We start from the raw sequence: 18741 nt of genomic DNA, 5'->3' as shown, positions 1-18741 counted from the left end.
CGACCAGGGCGGCCGGCGAGCCGGTGGGGGCTGTTTCCGCGGTCATGAGCCTCTTGCTCCCGTCACGGCCGACAGTGTTTCCAGGCGGTCGGCGGCGGACTCGCTGCCGCCCGCGGCACGGAAGGACTCCCCGACCGCCTCGGCCGCCTTCCGATGGCCTCCCGCGGGATCGAGGACGGCCTCGATCGCGGCCCCGATCCGCGCGGCGTCGGCGCGCCCGAACCGCAGCCGTACCCCGGCGCCCGAGTCGACCACCTGACCGGCCACGATCGGCTGGTCGTCCCGGATCGGCGCGACGACCAGCGGGACGCCGTGCCACAGCGACTCGCAGACGGTGTTGTGCCCGGCGTGGCAGACGACCGCGTCGAGCCGCTCCAGCAGGGCGAGTTGAGGCACATGACGGCGTACGAGGAGGGTGTCGGCGAGCGGGCCTTCGACGACCCCGCCGGGATCGACGAGCACGGCCCGCACCCGGTCCGTCATCCCGCCCAGCGCCGTCGCGGCCGCGTTCAGGAAGCGGGCGCCGGCGTCGTTGTTGGCCGTGCCGAGGCTGACGAGGACGGTGGGCAGCGTGGAGGCGTTCAGCCAGTCCCAGGGGAAGTCGTCGGGGCCCGCGGGGCGGGCGGCGATGGACGGGCCCACCAGCCAGACCCGGTCGGGGAGTTCGACCGGGCCGAGCAGCGCGCGCGTGGTGAACGCGAGCACGCCGTGCGGGGAGAAACGGGGGTCCGCGCCACCCCTGCCGCCCGCGATCCGGCCGCGCAGCTCCGCGAGCAGTCCGTCCAGCCAGGCCGCGACCTTGGGCATGCCCGCCAGCGGGTCGACCAGTTCGGCGGAGGTGGTGGCCGAGGTCACCCAGGTCCGCCCGAGCGCTTCGGCGACCAGCGCGCCCGCCACCGCCTGCTGGTCGCAGACGACGACATCGGGGTCGTATGCCTCGATCGCCGCCCGCACCCCGGGCGCCATGGCGTCCGCCAGCGGGACGAGGAAGCTCTCCCAGAGGAACTGGAAGGCGGCAGGGCCCTTCAGGTCGGCGGGCCGGGACAGCCCGTCGTCCGGCAGCGCGCACGGGAAGACGACGGCGTCGGCCCCCGCGAGGCCGTGGACCAGCTCGGGAAGGCCCGCCCAGGCGACGTCGTGCCCGCGGGCCGCGAGCGCCGCCGCGGTGCCCACGGCCGGATTGACGTGTCCCACCAGCGGGGGCACCACGAACAGGAACCGGCCCATCTAGCGGGCCTCCCGCAGCGCGTGCGCTCCCTGCGCCCCATGCGCCCTCTGTGCCCGCTGGGCATCCTGCGCCCCCTGCGCCCCCTGCGCATCCTGGCCGAGCAGCCAGTCCCGTACCAGGGCGTACGTCTCCTTGGTGGCCTCCACCAGCACCGAGTGGCCCCGGTCGGGCAGTACGACCGTACGGCAGCGGGCGAGTGAGGCCTCCAGCATCGTGGTCTGCGCGGAGAGCTTGGACGCGCCGCCGAAGATGGCCAAGACCGGGCAGTGGATCGCGGAGAGGTCGTCGTCGATGAGCGTGCTGAGCGGGATCTCCTGGGCGAGGGCGGTCTCGTCGAGCACCCTGCCGGCCGCCCGGAACGGCCGGGCGTTGCGCTCGCCCGGGTTCTCCGTCAGCCACTCGGTGACCTCCTGGACCACCAGCCCGCCCTGCTCGCCGACCAGGCCTTCGTACATGCTCTGGGCCCAGGTCCGGGCCGGCGGCTCGGCCTCGATCGCGATGACACTGGCGACCCGCTCGGGGTGCGCGGCGGCCATGGCGTAGGCGACGGCGCCGCCGAAGGAGTTGCCGACGAGGTGTACGGGGCGGTCGACGGCCAGCGTGTCGAGCAGGGCGTCGAGGTCGCGGACGAAGTCCTCCATCCGGTAGCCGGTCGGCGGCCGGGAGGTCCTGCCGTGCCCGCGCAGGTCGTACATGACGACGTCCAGGCCCTCCTCGGCGAGCTGCGGCGCGAGGCTGAAGTAGTAGCTGGCGAGACTGTCGATGAGCAGGCCGTGGATGAGGACCACGACGGGGCGCGGAGCCTCGTCGTGGTGGCCGAGCCGCTGGACGTGCACGTCGAGGCCGTTCACCCGCATGGTCGCCACGGTCAGCTCACCTCCGCGACGGCCAGCGAGTCCACCACATGGCCGACGAGATCGCCGACGGTCAGCGCGATGATCTCCTCGAGGCCGCGGTCGGCGATGAACGCGGCGAAGTTGACGCGCTCCCCGTAGAACTCGCGCAGTTGGGCGGAGAGGGTGACGAGGTCGATGCTCTCCAGCTCCAGGTCGTCGTGGAAGGACGTCTCCAGGGTGATGTCGGCGTCGTCGAGCCCGTACTCCTCCAGCACGGTGCGCAGGATGGCCGAGATGTCCGCGAGTACGGTCGTCTCGTCGGGGGCGGGCAGCCGTACGACGCCTTCGAGTTCAGTGGTCATCTGCGTTCTCCTGATCGTTGACGGCCGTCCAGGCCACGACGTACTCCGTGCCGGGCCCTGCGGACGGCTGGGGGGTGGTCAGCGCACAGTGCCGTACGCGGTACTCCTCGCCCGCGCTGCGGACGGTCAGCCGGGTCTCGTCCGCCGCGGTGATCTCGAACAGCTTGGGCTCGCCGCCGAGCCCGGTGCCGCGCGCCTTCGCGACGGCTTCCTTGGCGGCCCAGAACCGGGTGAACCAGAGCCGCTGGGGGGCTGCTTGCGCGTCCCGGGTGAGTGTGCGCAGCAACGCGTGTTCGCTTGCGGTGAGGGCGACGGCGAGGGTGCCCTCGGGGCGGTCGGTCACCTCCTCGATGTCGATGCCGCAGGGCCCGTCGGTCCTGGCCATCGCCACCGCCGTGTCGCCGCGGTGGGCGAGGGAGACATGCAGCGGGGGCAGGGTCCGGCCGTAGCCGCCGGTGACGAAGGGGCGGCCGGTCGGTTCGTTGCCGACCCGCACCTCGGCGGGGAAGACGGGGCCCGCGCCGCCGTCCCACAGCAGGTGTCGCACCGCGTCCTTGACGGCGATCCGGCCGAGCAGCCACTGCCGTCGGCCGCGCGGCGCGTGTGCCGCGTACCGTTCGCGCTCCTCGCCGGCCAGCATGTTCCGCATGATCAGCTCGCGGGTGGCCAGATCGGGCCACTCCTCGTGGACCAGCGTCCAGCCGCCCGGCTGCATCCGGGACAGGGTGTACCGCTCGGGCTCCCGGTCCACCGCGCGGATCCGTGGATTGCTGTCGAAGCGGCGATCCTGCCAGCCGGTGAACTCCGCCCACACCCGCCCCCGATGGACCAGCTGCATATCGGCTTCGAGCGTGGCGTCGGTGACGGAGGTGATCCGGATCAGGCACTCCAGCCGTTCGCCGGGGGCGGGGTGCGGGCCGTGGAAGCGGATCTCCTTCATGCCGACCGGGAACACGATGGTGCGGACCGGCAGCCGGGACATGATCCAGTAGCCGAGGAGCTGGCCGACGTTGTCCAGCAGCGCGCCGGGCGCGGGCGGGGTGACGAGTACCCCGCGTACGTGCCTCTCGCCGATCGCGGTCAGCTCCCGCACGCCCTGGAAGCGGGGGCCGTGGAACATCCAGCGGCGTGTGTACAGGTCTTCCGCGGTCATCTCCGGCCGCTCCTCCTGCGCGGCCGGGAAGGTCCAGGGTGCGGCGGGCGTGAACTGACCGTGATCCGATCCGAGTTCGACCACCGCTCGGGCATACGAGCCGAGCGAGGCGGCGACCCGGTCCGGGCCCTCGGGCACGATCCGTACCGGGATGTCGAGTGCCGGAGTGGCCGTGACCCACTGGTGCAGCCGCACGTCATGGACGGCCACCGCCCGGCGGCCGGGGGCGGCCCGCTCCGCGAAGTCCATCAGATGGGCGATCACGGTGGTGCCGGGTACCACCGGCCAGCCGTCGGCCGGGTCGGCCCGGGCGGGCTGCTTGAAGAAGCAGTGGTCGAGGAGGTACGGCATGGTGTCGACGGAGACGTGGAGGGTGGATTCGAGGGGTCGGGGTTCGGGTGTTTCGAGGGGGCGGGGTTCGGGGGCGGGCATGACGTGGGGAGCCGCTGTGGTTCCGGGTCTGCGGCGGCCCGCCGTCACCACGTCCGAGGCGAGTGCCGTCGCGTCCCGCAGCAGGGCGGACAACTCCGCGCCCAGGACGCCCTGTTCGCTCAGTGCGCTCAGATCCTGGGGTGCGGTGGGGCGCCGGGCCAGCGTGGCGCTCAGCCGGTCGCGGGTCTCCGGGTCCAGGGAGACGTTCCTGCCGCCGAGGTCCAGCCGGACCGGTCGGCGCCCGGCGCGCGCGGGAGCCGCCGACCGTGTCGCCCCCAGCAGCGGCGCCAGGTCGGGATCCGCCCCGTCCGCCCACAACGCGCCGGCCACACGGTGCAGTTGGGGCAGGCCCGGGCGGTGCGGCGAGTGTGCCGGGACCACGAGGTGGTCGCGGCCGTGCAGGGTGTCGCCGATGAGGGAGCCGAGCTGTCCCGCGCCGAGCTGGACGAAGGCGCGGAAGCCCGCCGCGTACATCGTGTCCACCAGCGGACGGAAGCGCACCGGCTCCAGGAGGTGGCGGATGAACAGGGCGCGGATCGCGGCCGGTTCGTCCGGGTACGGGGCGACGGTCGTCGCGGACCACAGGGGCAGCGTGGCCGGGTGAAGCGTGTAGGCCTCGGCCGCTTTCCTGATCGGGTCGAGGTAGGGCTCCAGCATCGGGGTGTGGAAGCCGGAGCGGAACGGCAGGATCTGCGAGATCACCGCACGGGACCGGAAACGCTCGACGAGTTCGGCGACGGCGGACTCCGGGCCGCAGATCATGGACTGGTTGGGCGCGTTGTCGTGCGAGAGGACCACGTCCGTACGGCCGTCCAGCTCCTGGACCACCTGCTCGGCGGGGGCGCCGATCGCGGCGAAGGCCAGCCCGGGAACACTCAGCGCGTCGGGGTCGAAGTCGGCGAGGAAGGCGTCCACCTCGTCCGGCGCGTGGATCCCGGCGGCGGCCATCGCGGTCCACTCGCCGAGGCTGTGCCCGGCGAGTGCGTCCGGGACGACGCCGAGCCGGCGCAGCGCGGTGTCGAGGAGCCGGCCGAGTTCGAAGACACCGGTGCCCTGGCGGCCCACGTCGCCCACGGTGGCGTCGCTGACGGCTTGCGACCAGGGCAGCCCGAAGTGCCGGGCGGCGTCCTCGGAGTTGGGGACGAACTCGGCCTCCAGGCCGGGGAAGACGAACGCGAGCTTTCCGCCGCCGGGTCCCAGCAGCGGGCGCGGCACGAACCACACGTCGTTGCGGCCCCGCCACCCCTTGCCCTTCGCGACCGCCTTGCGGGCCAGCGCCAGCCGCTTCGCGGTGGGCCCCACGACGGCGAGCCGCACCGCACCGGACGCGGGCGCGCGCTCGTCGAGACCGGCGGCGAGGATCGCGGAGTCGGTGCGGTCCAGCAGCGCGGCCATCGCCTCGGGCGTGGGCGCGGTCAGCCGCAGCACCCGCTCGGGCTCGTAGACCTCGACTGCCCGGGTGGCCGCCACTTGCTCCAGAACCACATGAGCGTTGATGCCGCCGAAACCGAAGGCGTTGACGGCGGCCCGGCGTACCGGCTGCCGTTCGCCGGTACGCCAGGGGCGGGCGGTGTCGAGGGGGGCGAACCGGGTGCGGGCCAGCGCCGGGTGCGGGTCGTCGCAGTGCAGGGTCGGCGGCAGCACACCGTGGTGGACGGCGAGCGCGGCCTTGATCAGCCCGGCGACGCCCGCGGCGGGCATGGTGTGGCCGATCATCGACTTCACCGAGCCGATGACGGCGGCCGGTCCGTCGGAATCCTCTTCCTCGGACGGCGGTCCGAACACCTCGGCCAGCGTGGCGAGTTCGGTGCCGTCACCGGCCGGGGTGGCGGTGCCGTGCGCCTCCAGCAGCCCGATCGAGCCGGGTGCCGCCGGGTCGAGCCCGGCGGCCTGCCAGGCTTGCCGGACCGCGCGCACCTGGCCGCCGGAATCGGGCGCCATCAGACTGGTCGTACGGCCGTCGGAGGCGACGCCGGTGCCGGTGATCGCGGCGTAGATCCGGTCGCCGTCGCGCTCGGCGTCGGCGAGCCGCTTGAGCACGACGACGCCGGTGCCCTCGCCGATCAGCACCCCGTCCGCGCCCTTGTGGAACGGCCGGATGCGCTCGCTCGGAGACAGCGCGCCGAGCTGGCTGAACACGCTCCAGAACGTGATGTCGTGGCAATGGTGCACCCCGCCCGCCAGCATCACGTCACAGCGCCCGTCGGCGAGTTCGCGTACCGCGTGGTCGACGGCGATGAGCGAGGAGGCGCAGGCGGCGTCCACGGTGTACGCGGGGCCGCGCAGGTCGAGCCGTCCGGCCAGTCGGGACGCGGCGAGGTTGGGCACCAGACCGATCGACGACTCCGGCGCCTCGGGCCCCAGCCGGTCGGTGAACGCCTGGCGTACGGCCTCCAGTTGGTCGGCGCCGAGGTCGGGAAGCAGCTCGCCCAGAGTGCGTACGAGCTGACTCGCCGTCCGTACCCGCTGGTCGAGCCTGACCAGGCCGGGAGTGAGGTAGCCACCGCGACCGAGTACGACCCCCACCCGGTGCCGGTCGGCGGGCAGCCGGTCCGCGCCGCCCGCGTCGGCGAGTGCCTGGGCGGCCACCCGCAGCGCGATGAGCTGGTCGGGCTCGGTCGCCGGTACCGCCGCCGGCATGATCCCGAACTCGGTGACGTCCACCTCGGCCAGCTCGTCCACGAAGCCGCCACGCCGGCAGTAGACCCGGTCGGCTCGGGGCTCGGCGCCGGGCGCGTAGTGTTCGTCCGCGTCCCAGCGGCCCGGGGGCACCTCGGTGATGGCGTCGACGCCGGAGACCAGGTTGTGCCAGTAGGTGGCGAGGTCGGGGGCGCCGGGGAAGAGCACCGACATGCCGACGATGGCGATGGGTTCCGCGCGTGTTCCCGTCATGTGGTTCACCAGCCGGAGGCGGTGTAGACGACGGCGGTGTCGCCCTCGGGCCCCCAGGCCAGCTCGCGCAGCAGGCTCATCGTGCCCTCGTCGGGGTCGATGAGCTGGATGCCGCGGCCCGCGTAGTGCCGCATCAGCTCGGGGGTGACCATGCCGTGGTTGCCGTCGCCGGTCGGAGCCCAGGGGCCCCAGTGGACGGTGAGCCCGCGTCTGCCCGCCCCGGCGTCCGCCCACCGCGCGCCCAGGGATTCCAGGGCGTCGTTGGCGGCGGCGTAGTCGGACTGGCCGCGGTTGCCGAGGGTCGCCGCGATGCTGCCGAACAGCACGGCGAACCGGGGCCCGTCCGGCAACTCGCCGATCGCGTCGAGGAGTTCACGCGCGCCGTCGACCTTCGTACGGAACACCCTGTCGTACGACGCCAGGGCCTTCTCCGCGATCAGCTTGTCCTCGATCACGCCCGCCGCGTACACGACGCCGTCGAGTCTGCCGTGCTCGGCGTGGATCTCCTTCACCGCCCGGCGTACGGCGTCGCCGTCCAGCGCGTCCACGGCGCGGTAGCGCACCTCGGAGCCGAGGCCGGCGAGCCTGCGCAGCGTGCCGCGCACCTCGCGCTCGGCCTGGATCCGGCCGATCGCCCGCTCGATCTCGGCGGGCACCCGCAGGCCGCCCGCGATGAGCGCGGCCCGCAGCTCGCCCGCCGTGCCGGCGGCGGCGAGAGCGGGGTCCTCCGCGCCCTCGGACAGCGCGGTACGGCCGAACAACTCGATCCGGCAGCGGCTCGCGGCGGCCAGGGTCGCGGCGAACCGGGCGGTGATCCCACGGGCACCGCCCACCAGCAGGACGACCGACTCGGAGTCCAGGCCGAGCGCGGCGGCCTCGGCGGCGCCGTCACCGGCCGGGCCCGCGCCCGTACTGCCGAGCAGGCCCAGGCCCTCCTCGGCCATGCGCAGTCCGCGGCGGGTGCCGGGCGTACGCAGGACGACCGGCTCGCGGTCGTCCGCGACGAGTTCGGCGACGAGACCGGCGGCGATGTCCTCGGGCGCGGTGTCGGCGGCGTACTCGACGACCCGGGCCACCGTGTCGGGGTACTCGCGTGCGACGGAGCGGAAGAAGCCGCGCAGCCCGGCGGAGCTGCCCGAGGCCAGCACCCAGCGCGGGCCGCCCGCCAGGACGCGCTGGTACCAGGGGTAGGCGTCGGGCAGGACGGGCGGGGCGTCCGGGGCGACGAGGTGGACGATCCCGTCGAAGGGCTGATCGGCCGGGGGTGCGTCGGCGGTGATCGCGTGGGCGCCGTGTGCGGTGAGGCGGGCGGTCAGCGCGTCGGCGACCGGTCCGGCAGCACCGAGCAACAGGAAGCTGCGGCCGATCAGTCGGTCGCTGACGGGCTCGGTCTCTGCGAGGGCGAGGTCGAACTCCCGCATCACGAGCCGCTTGGGCGCCACGACGACGGGTTCCGCGTCGGCCGGGCCGGGTTCCGGAGCCTCGGGCCCCGCTGCCTCCTCCCGAACGCCTCCCACCAGGGCGGCGATATCCGCGGCGGTGCGGGCCTTCGCCAAATCCTCCACGTCGGTGTCGCCCGTCGCGATCACGCCGAGACGTGCTGCCAACTCCCCGGCGATTTCCGCTCGTTTGATGGAGTCGACGCTGAGATCGGCTTCCAGGTCGAGGTCGGGTTCGATCATGTCCACGGGGTAGCCCGTGCGCTCGCCGATCACCTCCAACACCAGCGCCAGTACGGACTCGGCGGTCGGTGCGGCACTCTCGGCGACGGGGGCGGGTGCCGGGATGGGGGCGGCTCCCGGCCCGGTGACCCGCTCGACCAGCGCGGTGATGGCAGCGGCGGTCCGAGCCTTCGCCAGCTCTTCCACGTCGGTGTCGCCGGTCGTGGACAGCCCGAGCCGTCCGGCCAACTCGCCCGCGATTTCGGCGCGTTTGATGGAGTCGACGCTGAGGTCCGCTTCCAGGTCGAGGTCGGGTTCGATCATGTCGACCGGGTAGCCGGTGCGCTCGCCGATCACCTCCAGCACGACCGACAGCACCGAGGCGCCGACCGGCGCGGCCACGGCAGCCGGTGCCGCGGGCAGCGCGGTCACCGTGACCGGAGCGTCCGCGTAGGTGACCGAGGCGTCCGCGTAGGTGACCGGGGCGGGCGGAGCCGGCGGTCTCACCCCCGGCTCCGCCCCCAGGTACCCCAGCATCACATCCCGCTGCGCCGCGATCATCTCCCGGCTCGTCCGCAGAAACTCGCTGATCAGAGCCTCGGATCCAGGGGCGGCCACCGGTCCGGCTGAGGTGCTGTGGGTCACGAGGGCCTCCGGGACGCGCTCGGCGGGATGGAGGGCGGCGGCGGGGATCGCGCCGTCCGCCGTACGGATCAGATGGCCGTCGACGGTCCAGGCGGCGCGCTTGCGACGCGGAGTCCGGACGTCTGCCGCGACCGCGTCCCGGCCCTGGAAGAGCCACGAGGTCCTGATGTCCACACCGGCGACGGCCAGTTGAGCGAGGGCGCCGAGGAACCCGACGAGCCCGGTGCGCCGACCGCCCTCCAGGGCCACCGTGCGGTGCGGCCGGTCGCCGAGGACCGCGCCCACCAGCCGGGTCAGCACGGATCCCGGGCCGGCCTCGACGAAGATCCGGGCGCCGGCCTCGTACATCGCCTCGATCTGGTCGGCGAACCGGACCGGGGAGCCGATCTGGGCGGCGAGTTCGGACCGGATCGCCTCGGGGCTCTCCGGGTAGCGCGCCGCCGTACGGTTCGACCAGACCGGGAAGTCGGGTGCGCTGAAGGGGACTTCGGCGAGTATCCGGGCGAAGGAATCGCCGGCCGCCGCGACCAGCGGGCTGTGGAACGCACAGGCGACCGGGAGGCGTTTTGCGCTCAGGCCCTGGCCGCGCAGTTGCTCCACCGCGGTGAGTACGTCCTCGGTGGGCCCTGAAATCACCGTCTGGCGGGGCGAGTTGCGGTTCGCCGTCACCACCGATCCGGCGAGGCCCGCCGCCGCGAGGGCCGCCGCGACCTCCGGCTCGCCCGCGGCGACGGCGGCCATGGTGCCGGGGTCGCCGTCGCCGGTCACGGCCAGAATGACGGCGGCCCGCTCACGGCTGGTCCGCAGCAGGGCCTCGGGGGTGAGGGCGCCCGCCGCGGCCAGCGCGGCCAGCTCGCCGTAGCTGTGCCCGGCGGCCATCGACGGGCGCAGCCCGGCCCGGGAGAGGAGCTGGTGTGCGGCGAGTCCGGTCAGGCCGAGCGCGGGCTGGGCGACGGTGGTGTCGGTGATGCGCTCCTGCTGCTCCTTGCGGCCCGCCTCGTCGAAGGCCGTCGGCGGGAACAGCACCTGGGCCGTCGTCTCGTCGAGCCGCAACTGACGCTGGAGTTCGGGGAAGGCCACGAACAGCTCAGCGAACATCCCGGGCCGCTGGCTGCCCTGCCCGGGGAAGAGCAGCGCCACCTCGCCCGTCTCGCGGTCGTCGGCACTGAACAGGCCGTCCTTCGGGGCGTGTTCCCCCGCGACCGCCCGGCGCAGTAATGCCGTCAGCTCCTCGGTCGAAGCGGCCACGAGGGCGATCCAGGCCCGGGCGCCACGGGAGGCGGCGGACTCGGCACGCCGGGAGCCGCTGAGGGCGAAGTCCCGCAGCCGCCACGGCTCGTACGGGCCGGGGTCGGCCTCGACGAGGGCCAGGAGTTCGGTGGCGGCCCGTACGGCCGTGGCCCGGTCCGCGCCCCGGAAGGTGAACAGCTCCGCCGGCCACTGCTGGGCGGCGGTGACCGGCGGCGGACCGTCCTGGTAGGCCCGCAGCACGACGTGGAAGTTGGTGCCGCCGAAACCGAAGGCGCTGACGCCGGCGACCCGTTCGGCCGGGGCGGCGGACCAGGGGCGGGCCTCGGTGTGGAAGGCGAAGGGACTGCTCTGGGGGTCCCAGGCAGGGTTCGGCTCGGCGAGGTGCAGGGTCGGCGGCTTCACCCCGGTGTGCAGGGCGAGCGAGGTCTTGATGAGTCCGGCCAGTCCGGCGGCGCACTTGGTGTGCCCGATCTGCGACTTGACCGAACCGAGCGCGCACCCGCCGGGCTGGGCCCCGGATTCCTCGAACACCCGGGTCAGGGAGCCGAGTTCGGTGCGGTCGCCGACGACGGTGCCGGTGCCGTGCGCCTCGACCAGACCGACCTCGGCGGGCGAGATCCCCGCGTTGCGGTAGGCCCGGGTCAGCGCGTTGTACTGTCCCTCGGGCCGGGGCGCGGTCAGACCGAGCGCCCGGCCGTCGCTGGCGCTGCCGACGCCCTTGATGACCGCGTACACCCGGTCGCCGTCGCGCTCGGCGTCGGCGAGCCGCTTCAGCACCACACAGCCGACGCCCTCGCCGAGCGCGATGCCGTCGGCCGCGCTGTCGAAGGGCGCGGAGCGGCCGGAGGGCGAGAGGGCGTGCGCGGAGGCGAAGAGCAGATAGTCGTTGATGCCGTTGTGCAGATCGGCGCCCCCGCACAGCACCAAGTCGCTGGTACCGCTGACGAGTTCCTTGCACGCCACGTCGACCGCGGTGAGCGAGGAGGCGCAGGCGGCGTCGACGGTGTAGTTGGCGCCACCGAGGTCGAGACGGTTGGCGATCCGGCCCGCGATGACGTTGGCCAGGATGCCGGGGAAGGAGTCCTCGGTGAGCCGGGGCAGCTGCTCGTCGAGGGCGGGCGGCAGGCTGCCCAGGTAGGCGGGCAGTACGGAGCGCAGCGTCATGGCGTTGGACAGGTCGCTGCCCGCCTCCGCGCCGAACACGACCGACGCGCGGGCCCGGTCGAAGGTCCGGCTGCCGTAGCCGGAGTCCTCCAGGGCGCGGCGCGCGGCCTCCAGGGCCAGCAGTTGCACGGGCTCGATGGCGGGCAGCGACGCGGGTGGAATCCCGTACCGCAGCGGCTCGAAGGGGATCTCGGGGAGGAAGCCGCCCCAGCGGGACGGGGTCTTCTCCCCGGCGCCGTTCAGGTCGTGGTAGAGGTCGGCGTCCCAGCGGGTCGCGGGCACCTCCGTGACGGCGTCCTCGCCGGCCAGGACGTTCGCCCAGAAGGTGGCGAGGTCGGGGGCGCCGGGGAACATGCAAGCCATGCCGACGACGGCGATGTCCAGCGGCTCGGGGGTACGGGCGGCGGCCGGTTCCTCGATGCCGAGGGCCTCCAGCCGGGCCGCGAGGAAGTCGGCCGCCCCGGTGGTGACCGAGGTGTGCAGGTCGGCGACGGTGGTGACGGCCGAGCGCAGTACGGCGACCTCACCGGCCATGAACATGCCCTCGGCGAGCTGCCGTTCCTCACCCACCTCGCTCAGTTCGCCGTCGACCCGCTCGATGCCCTTGCTGGCCAGCCGCAGCCGCCCGACGTTGAGCTGCTCCAGCTGCTCCCAGGCCTCCCGGCCGGGTATGTCGCGGGTGGCCAGATCCTCCTTGACGGCGGCGAACTCGTCGGTGAACGGGCTGCTGACGCAGCGGGTGGCGTGTCCGGGAGCGGTCTCGAGCAGATCGGTGCGCTCGGCGGCGATCACCTGCCGCTGGAACAGGGGCAGCACCGCGCCCGCGCTCACGGCCTCCTCGGTGAACAGATACGCCGTGCCCATCAGCACGCCCACGGCGGCACCCCGGGCGCTCAGCGGCGCGGCGAGGGCGGTGACCATGGCCGCGGACCGCTCGTCGTGCACTCCGCCCGCGAACAGCAGCCGCAACTCGGCGGCCGTACCGTTCTTCGCGCCCGCCAGGAAGTCGTCGAGCACGCCGAGCTGCGCCTCCCACAGCGGGAAGCTGTTGCGCGGGCCGACATGGCCGCCGCACTCGGCGCCCTCGAAGACGAACTTGCGCGCGCCCGCCTCCAGGAACTGCTTCAGCAGCCCCGGCGACGGCACGTGCAGGAAGGTGGAGATGCCCACCTCCTCCAGCTCGGCGGCCTGTGCGGGGCGGCCGCCCGCGATGATCGCGTGGGAGGGGCGGATCTCCCGTACGACCGCGAGCTGGGCGGCCTTGATCTCCTCGGCGGCGAAGCCGAGGACGCCGACACCCCACGGTGCGTCCCCGAGCGCCTCCTTGGTCTGCTCCAGGACGGTGCGGGTCCGGTCGGCGCCGGAGAGCGCCAGGGCGATGAAGGGCAGCGCGCCGTGGCCGCTCACCTCGGCGGCGAACGCGGCCTGGTCGCTCACCCGGGTCATCGGCCCCTGGGCGATGGGCAGTTCGGTGCCGAGCGCGACGCTGCCCGTGCCGCCGGGCCCGAGAGCGGGGCCCGCGCTCTTCAGGGCGGTGAGGACGGCGTCGCGCATGCCGCGCACCGCCGCCCGGACGGTGCCCCAGCGCTCCTGGAAGCGGGCCGCGAGGAAACCGTCCTGGCCGATCTCGGGAGCCGGGGCGTCGTCGGGGGAGCCCCGGCGCCGTACAACGCGGCGGCCGTCCTCCACGCTGGTCTCGGAGCCGTCGAGCCCGGCGAGCAGCGCGGTGGTCCCGGCGGGCAGCCCGGCCTCGGCCTCGGCGAGCAGGGCGAGCTGGGTGTCCAGGACGACACCGGCGCCGCCGCCCGCGACGACGGCGGCCGCCGTGTGCGGGCCCGCGCCGCCGCAGGCCCAGACCGGCAGGTCGAACTCCGCGTCGGCGAGCAGCTGTTGCACCAGTACGAACGTGCTCAGTTCCCCCACGGCTCCGCCCGCCTCGTGGCCCCGGGCGATCAGTCCGTGCGCCCCGGCCGCTGCGGCCCGCACGGCCTGCTCGCGGTCGGTCACCTCGACGAGGACACGGTGGCTGGGGAAGTCGGCGGGGGTGCACGAGGCGTCGCCGGTCAGCAGGACGGTGTGCACACAGGCGGGGAGGTCCTGGGCGGGAAAGGCATCGTTGTCGGACAGCCGTACGCCGAAGCCGGTGGCCGACCATTCCTCGGCGAGCGCGAGTTCCGCCGCCGCTCGGCGCCCACCCGAGGTGAGGTCGAGCACGCCGAGACCGCCGGCCCGCACGGCGGCCACGGTGACCCGTGCCGAGGGGACGGCGAACGGGTTCAGGGCGATGACGATGTCCTCGACAGCAAACAGGCCGGAAGTATCGAAATTCGACACAGACACGCGAACGCTCCAAATCACACGAGAGTGAGGAAATGGTGGGGGAGAGCGCTTGTGCTTCACGTGGAGACGGTGAAGACGATGCGAAGCACGCTCATGCTTATTGCGCAGCACCGTGAAAGTCAAACTCTCAATGGAGCGGTTCTTACCGGACGTAACACCACCGACACAGCTGCGTCGGATTCATGGGTGAAGAGGTTGCGGGCGCAGGTCCGAGCTCACAACTCGCCGTGTGGACAAGGTGGCTGACGCTCCGTCAGTTTCGCGCCATGATCGGGCAACATGGAAACGCATTGTTTCCCTCGATGTAAATTGAACCCTTCAGCAGTTCCCCTTCTCATAATCAAAATACGCGCCGGTCAAAAGGGTTGGATGCGGCACTTGAGTCTGAATAGCCACGATTTGTACTGGCCGGTAGGTTGGCTCATTATCAACAGCACGGCCCGGCCGCGAGAGCGGCCGGGCCGTGGCTGAATCCGTTCGGGTCGGCGTCAGGGTGCGTACGACGCGTTCTGTGCTGTGTCCACCACCTTCTGGCCGTCCGCCTGGCCGAGCAGACCGGCGGACACCCAGGCGTTCACCGTGCTCCGCACCCGGGAGACCAGCGCGGCCTTGTCGTTGAACGGAGCCCCGGCCCAGATCTCGTCGAGAAGCGTGGTGCCCTCCGTCTTGGCCGGATTGGCCACACCGGAGTCGGTGTTCCCGAAGACGACCTTGGGCTCGGTCCGCCGGAAGTAGGCGTGGGTCGGGTCCTCGGTCCCCTCGAAGAACGGCGCGAACTCGGTGCCGTCGAGCGTGTAGTGGAGCGGCTTCCCGCTCACCGGGGTGAGGGTGGGCAGCAGATCCCCGGAGAGGGCGGCGTTGCGGTAGAACCCGAACGGAAGGTGACCCGTACTCGCGTTGCGGGCCACCAGGTTGACCGGCCCGTAGAACAGGGTCTGCAGCCGGGCGTCGTCGAGCGCCTTCTCCACCCGTAGCCGGAACGGCACGGTCACCCGGACGGTGTCACCGGCGCGCCAGGTCCGGGACACGGCGAAGTAGCCGCCGGGCACCGGAGTCCCGCTCACCGCACCGCCGTTCACCGTCACCCGGAACCCGCCGGTCGCCCAGGACGGCACCCGCAGGTGCAGCGCGAAGGCCGCGCTGCCGCCCCCGAAGGTGATCGTGGACCCCTGCTCCCTCGGGTAGTCCGTGGTCTGCGTGACCGTGACCCCCTTCTCGGCCCAGGTCAGCGTGGTCGGGCTGTACAGGTTGACGTACAGCGCGCTCCCGTCGGCCTTCTTGAAGTACACCGAGTCCTGGTACTTGGTGGCGCTCTCCATCCCGGTGCCCTCGCAGCAGGTGGTGCCCGCCTTCGGGGTGTAGTCGCGGACGTGGCCGGGCGTCAGACCGATGAAGTAGGTGACGAGCGGCTTCTCCGCGTCCGCCTTGTCCTGCTTCGAGCCGAGCACCTGGTTGTACAGCGCCCGTTCGTAGTAGTCGATGTACTTGGCGTCCTGCGTGTGGAAGAACAGCATCCGGCTCAGCTTGAGCAGGTTGTACGCGCAGCAGGATTCGGCGGTCGTGGCGCCGATCGTCCCCGCGATCACCCCACGGGCCCGCCAGAACTCGCCGGTGCTGGTGCCGCCGATCCCGTACATCCGTACCGGGACGACCATGTCCCAGAAGTTCCGCGCGGCGCTCAGGTAGCGCTGCTCGCCCGTCGCGTCGTACAGCCGCAGCAGTCCGGTGAAGATCGGGATGTGCTGGTTGGCGTGCAGCCCGTCGAGGGTGTCGGTGTTCGCGGCGCAGGCGTCGATGAGCTTGTCGAGGTCGAACAGCCGGGCCAGGGCGAGATGGTCGGCCTTGCCGGTGAGGGCGTACAGATCGCAGATCGCCTCGACGATGCCGCCGAACTCCCCGCTGGAGAAGATGCCCCACATCCGTTGCAGGGTCGCGTCCGGCAGCTTGGACAGCCTCGAGTACATCCAGTCGCACATCCCGGACGCGAGGTCGAGCGCCCGTGCGTCGTCGGTGTACAGGTACGCGTCCAGCAGCCCGCGCAGGATCTTGTGCGCGGTGTAGTAGGGCGCCCACACCCGGGTGTAGTCGCCGCCGGTCATCGACTCCAGCTCGATGAACTGCGTCTCCGGGTACGCGGCGAGGAACCCGGGGTGGCTCGGCCCGCCCCAGGTGCGGCGCAGGGTGGCGGTCAGGCCGCGGCCGGAGGCGTCGGCGAAGCTGCCGCCGGTGGTCTCGTTGAAGGCGTAGGAGGCGAGGTTGCCCCGGCCCGCGGACGAGGAGGCGGCCGGGGCGGTCTGCAACGCGGTGATCTCGGCGCCGGTCAGCGCCCGCGACCAGACGTTGAACTCGTCGAAGGCTCCGGCGAACACCGGGTCGGTGGCGTAGTTCGAGCGGCCGAGCCAGTTGTTGGCCAGGGTGCCCAGCGCCGCGGGGTTGAGGGTCATCGCCGTGTTCTGGGCGACGGCGGTGCCGTTCACGTAGAGGGTGCCGGTGGAGCCCGAGATCGTCACCGCCAGATGGCTCCACTGGTTCAGCGGCAGCGCGGCGGTGCCGTTGAGGCCCTGCTCGGCGCCGGGTCCGCCGGTGGTGATGGCGAAGCGGGGGACGCCGTTCGCGTTGCGGGCGGCCAGGTAGAGGTAGCGGGTGTTGTTGTTGCCGAAGTCGAAGATCCGGGTCCAGTTGGCGTCGTGGGTGGGCTTCACCCAGGTGGACAGGGTGATCGCCGAGGCGCCGCCGAGCACGGCGGCCGGCAGGTCCATGTACTGGTAGGAGCCCCGGACGTTCTCCGCGGCGGTGCCGAACCTGCCCGCGACGCCGAGCACCGCCGGGTTGCCCCGCAGCGCGGTGCGCACCTCGGTGAGCGCCCCGACCATGACGCCGATCCGGTCGGCGAACGCCCGCTCGCCCGTGCTGCCGTACGCCTGCGCGAGCATGGTCAGGAAGTGGCCGGTGTAATGCCCGCGCAGGTTGCCGTTCGCCTCTCCGTCCAGGCCCTCCCAGCCGCCCGGGGCGACCGCGCCCCGCGTGGAGAGCCCGGCGTTGGCGCGAAACACCTGGAGCAGCCGGTTCACGTCGTAGCCGCGCCCGTGATCGAGCATCAGGGCGCGCTTGGCGGCGAACAGGCCCGTGCCGAGGCTGACGTCCTTCAGCTCGAACGGCCGGACCGTCCAGGCGGACGGTGCCGGGAGCGCGACGGCGGACGCACGGCCGGTGGCCGCGTAGGAGACTCCCGGTGCCGCCGCGACGAGTATCGCGGTCCGCAGCAGGGTGCGTCTGGACAGAGGCGGTGTCATGGGCGGGGGTCCTCGTTTCGGTGGGGGTGGCCGCTACTCGGCGTAGAAGGTCGCGTCCGCTCTGGCCGTCGTCGTGTCCGCGGCCTGGACGTAGAGCAGGTAGTTGTAGTGCCGGACGTAACGGCCGGGGGAGCTGTACGACTCGAACGAGACGCCGGAAGCCGAGTCGGCGAGGCCCGCGCGCCGGTAGAAGCCGGCGTCGTTCCTGAAAGCGGCGGTCCCGTCGTCCTTCTCCACCCACACCTCGCCGTTCTTCTGGTGGAGGTAGTAGCCGGGGTAGTTCGTCGATTCCAGCGAGACGGTCCCGGTGCCCGCGAGCCCGGTCACCACGCGGAACTGCGAGTCGGCGAGATTGCTGACGTTCGGCTCGATCTTGGCGCGGAACTCCCAGTGGCGGATGTAGCGGTCCGGGAAGTTGTACGAGGAGAAGCGGACCGGGGAGACGCCGTCGGCGACCGGGACACCGAAGTGGGGGGTGCCATCGGCGTTCCAGTAGACCTTCTGCAGGCGGGTGCGGCGGTTGGGGTCGTTGAGCGGGTCGCCGGTGATGTCCTTGTAATTGCGGTCGTGGTAGACGAGGACGTCCGACTTGCCGTCCTCGGAGACCGTGAACGAGTTGTGCCCCGGCCCGTACTGGCTGGTCGCCGCGTTGCTCTTGAACACCGGCTGCTGGCTCTTGGTCCAGGAGGCCGGGGCGAGCAGGTCGGCGCCGGCGGAGGCGGTCAGCATGCCCAGGCAGTAGTTGGCGTCGGTGGCGCTGGCCGAGTACGTGAGGAAGACCTTGCCGCCGCGCTGGATGACCGCCGGGCCCTCGTTGACCTTGTAGCCGACGGTCTCCCAGGACAGCGTGGGCTGCGAGATCTCGACCGGGGTGCCGCTGATCGTCCAGGGGTTGGCCATCTTGGCGATGAACAGGCTGGTGTTGTTGTCCTCGGCGGGATTGCGCTGGGCCCAGGAGAGATAGCGGACGCCGTTCACGACGAAGGTGGTGGCGTCGAGGGAGAAGGAGGAGATCGGAGTGGCGATCTGGCCCTTCTCGGTCCAGGTGCCGGTCAGCGGGTTCGCGGCCGAGGTCTCCAGGACGTACATCCGGATCGCCCACACGTCCGTGGTCGACCCGGCGGCGAAGTAGACGTACCACTTGCCGTCGATGAAGTGGATCTCCGGTGCCCAGATGTGAGCGCCCATCACACCGCTGGCGTGCTTGGTCCAGATGGTCGTCTCGGGGGCGGTGGACAGCCCCTGGAGCGTGGTGGCCCGGCGCAGCACGATCTTGTCGTACGCCGGGACGGTCGCGGTGAAGTAGTAGTAGCCGTCGGTGTGTTTGAAGATGTGCGGGTCGGCGCGCTGTTCGGCGATCGGGTTGGTGAAGGTCACGGCGGGCGAGGCCGGGGCGGCCGCGTGGGCGGGCGCGTTGACGGTCAGCAGGGCCAGCGTGGCGAGGACCGCGGTCAGCAGGCGGCCGATGAGACGTCTCATGGATC

At 72.5% G+C, this 18741-nt stretch carries 7 protein-coding genes; all 7 read right to left on the bottom strand.

All coding sequences use genetic code 11. The features are described from left to right. Positions 1–42: 42 nt before the first annotated feature. The 7 genes from ACX28W_RS33050 to ACX28W_RS33020 all read right to left on the bottom strand — a co-directional run bounded on the left by ACX28W_RS33050 (position 43) and on the right by ACX28W_RS33020 (position 18736). Positions 43–1227 carry a glycosyltransferase gene (locus ACX28W_RS33050; protein WP_459003688.1) on the bottom strand — a complete coding sequence of 395 codons (1185 nt, stop codon included), beginning with the start codon at positions 1225–1227 and terminating at the stop codon, positions 43–45. Further along, complete coding sequence (locus tag ACX28W_RS33045; RefSeq protein ID WP_459003721.1) at positions 1228–2085, bottom strand: alpha/beta fold hydrolase; 858 nt, start codon at positions 2083–2085, stop codon at positions 1228–1230. A gap of 11 nt (positions 2086–2096) precedes the next feature. Further along, complete coding sequence (locus tag ACX28W_RS33040; RefSeq protein WP_459003687.1) at positions 2097–2426, bottom strand: phosphopantetheine-binding protein; 330 nt, start codon at positions 2424–2426, stop codon at positions 2097–2099. Beyond that, entirely contained in the window at positions 2416–6903 is a 4488-nt protein-coding gene (locus tag ACX28W_RS33035; protein ID WP_459003686.1) for a type I polyketide synthase, read from the bottom strand. The genes ACX28W_RS33040 and ACX28W_RS33035 overlap by 11 nt, the downstream gene beginning before the upstream one ends. Before the next feature lie 5 nt (positions 6904–6908). After that, positions 6909–13964 carry an SDR family NAD(P)-dependent oxidoreductase gene (locus ACX28W_RS33030; protein WP_459003685.1) on the bottom strand — a complete coding sequence of 2352 codons (7056 nt, stop codon included), beginning with the start codon at positions 13962–13964 and terminating at the stop codon, positions 6909–6911. 488 nt (positions 13965–14452) lie between these two features. Further along, positions 14453–17257, bottom strand: coding sequence for a beta-L-arabinofuranosidase domain-containing protein (locus ACX28W_RS33025; protein ID WP_459003684.1), 2805 nt, complete (start codon positions 17255–17257; stop codon positions 14453–14455). 33 nt (positions 17258–17290) lie between these two features. Next, positions 17291–18736, bottom strand: a complete 1446-nt coding sequence (locus ACX28W_RS33020) for a family 43 glycosylhydrolase (protein WP_459003683.1) — start codon at positions 18734–18736, stop codon at positions 17291–17293. Between the last annotated feature and the right edge of the window lie 5 nt (positions 18737–18741).

This window comes from Streptomyces sp. SD15, assembly GCF_054462255.1.
The sequence above is the reverse complement of the archived record's forward strand: the minus strand, read 5'-3'. Positions and strand labels throughout refer to the sequence as shown.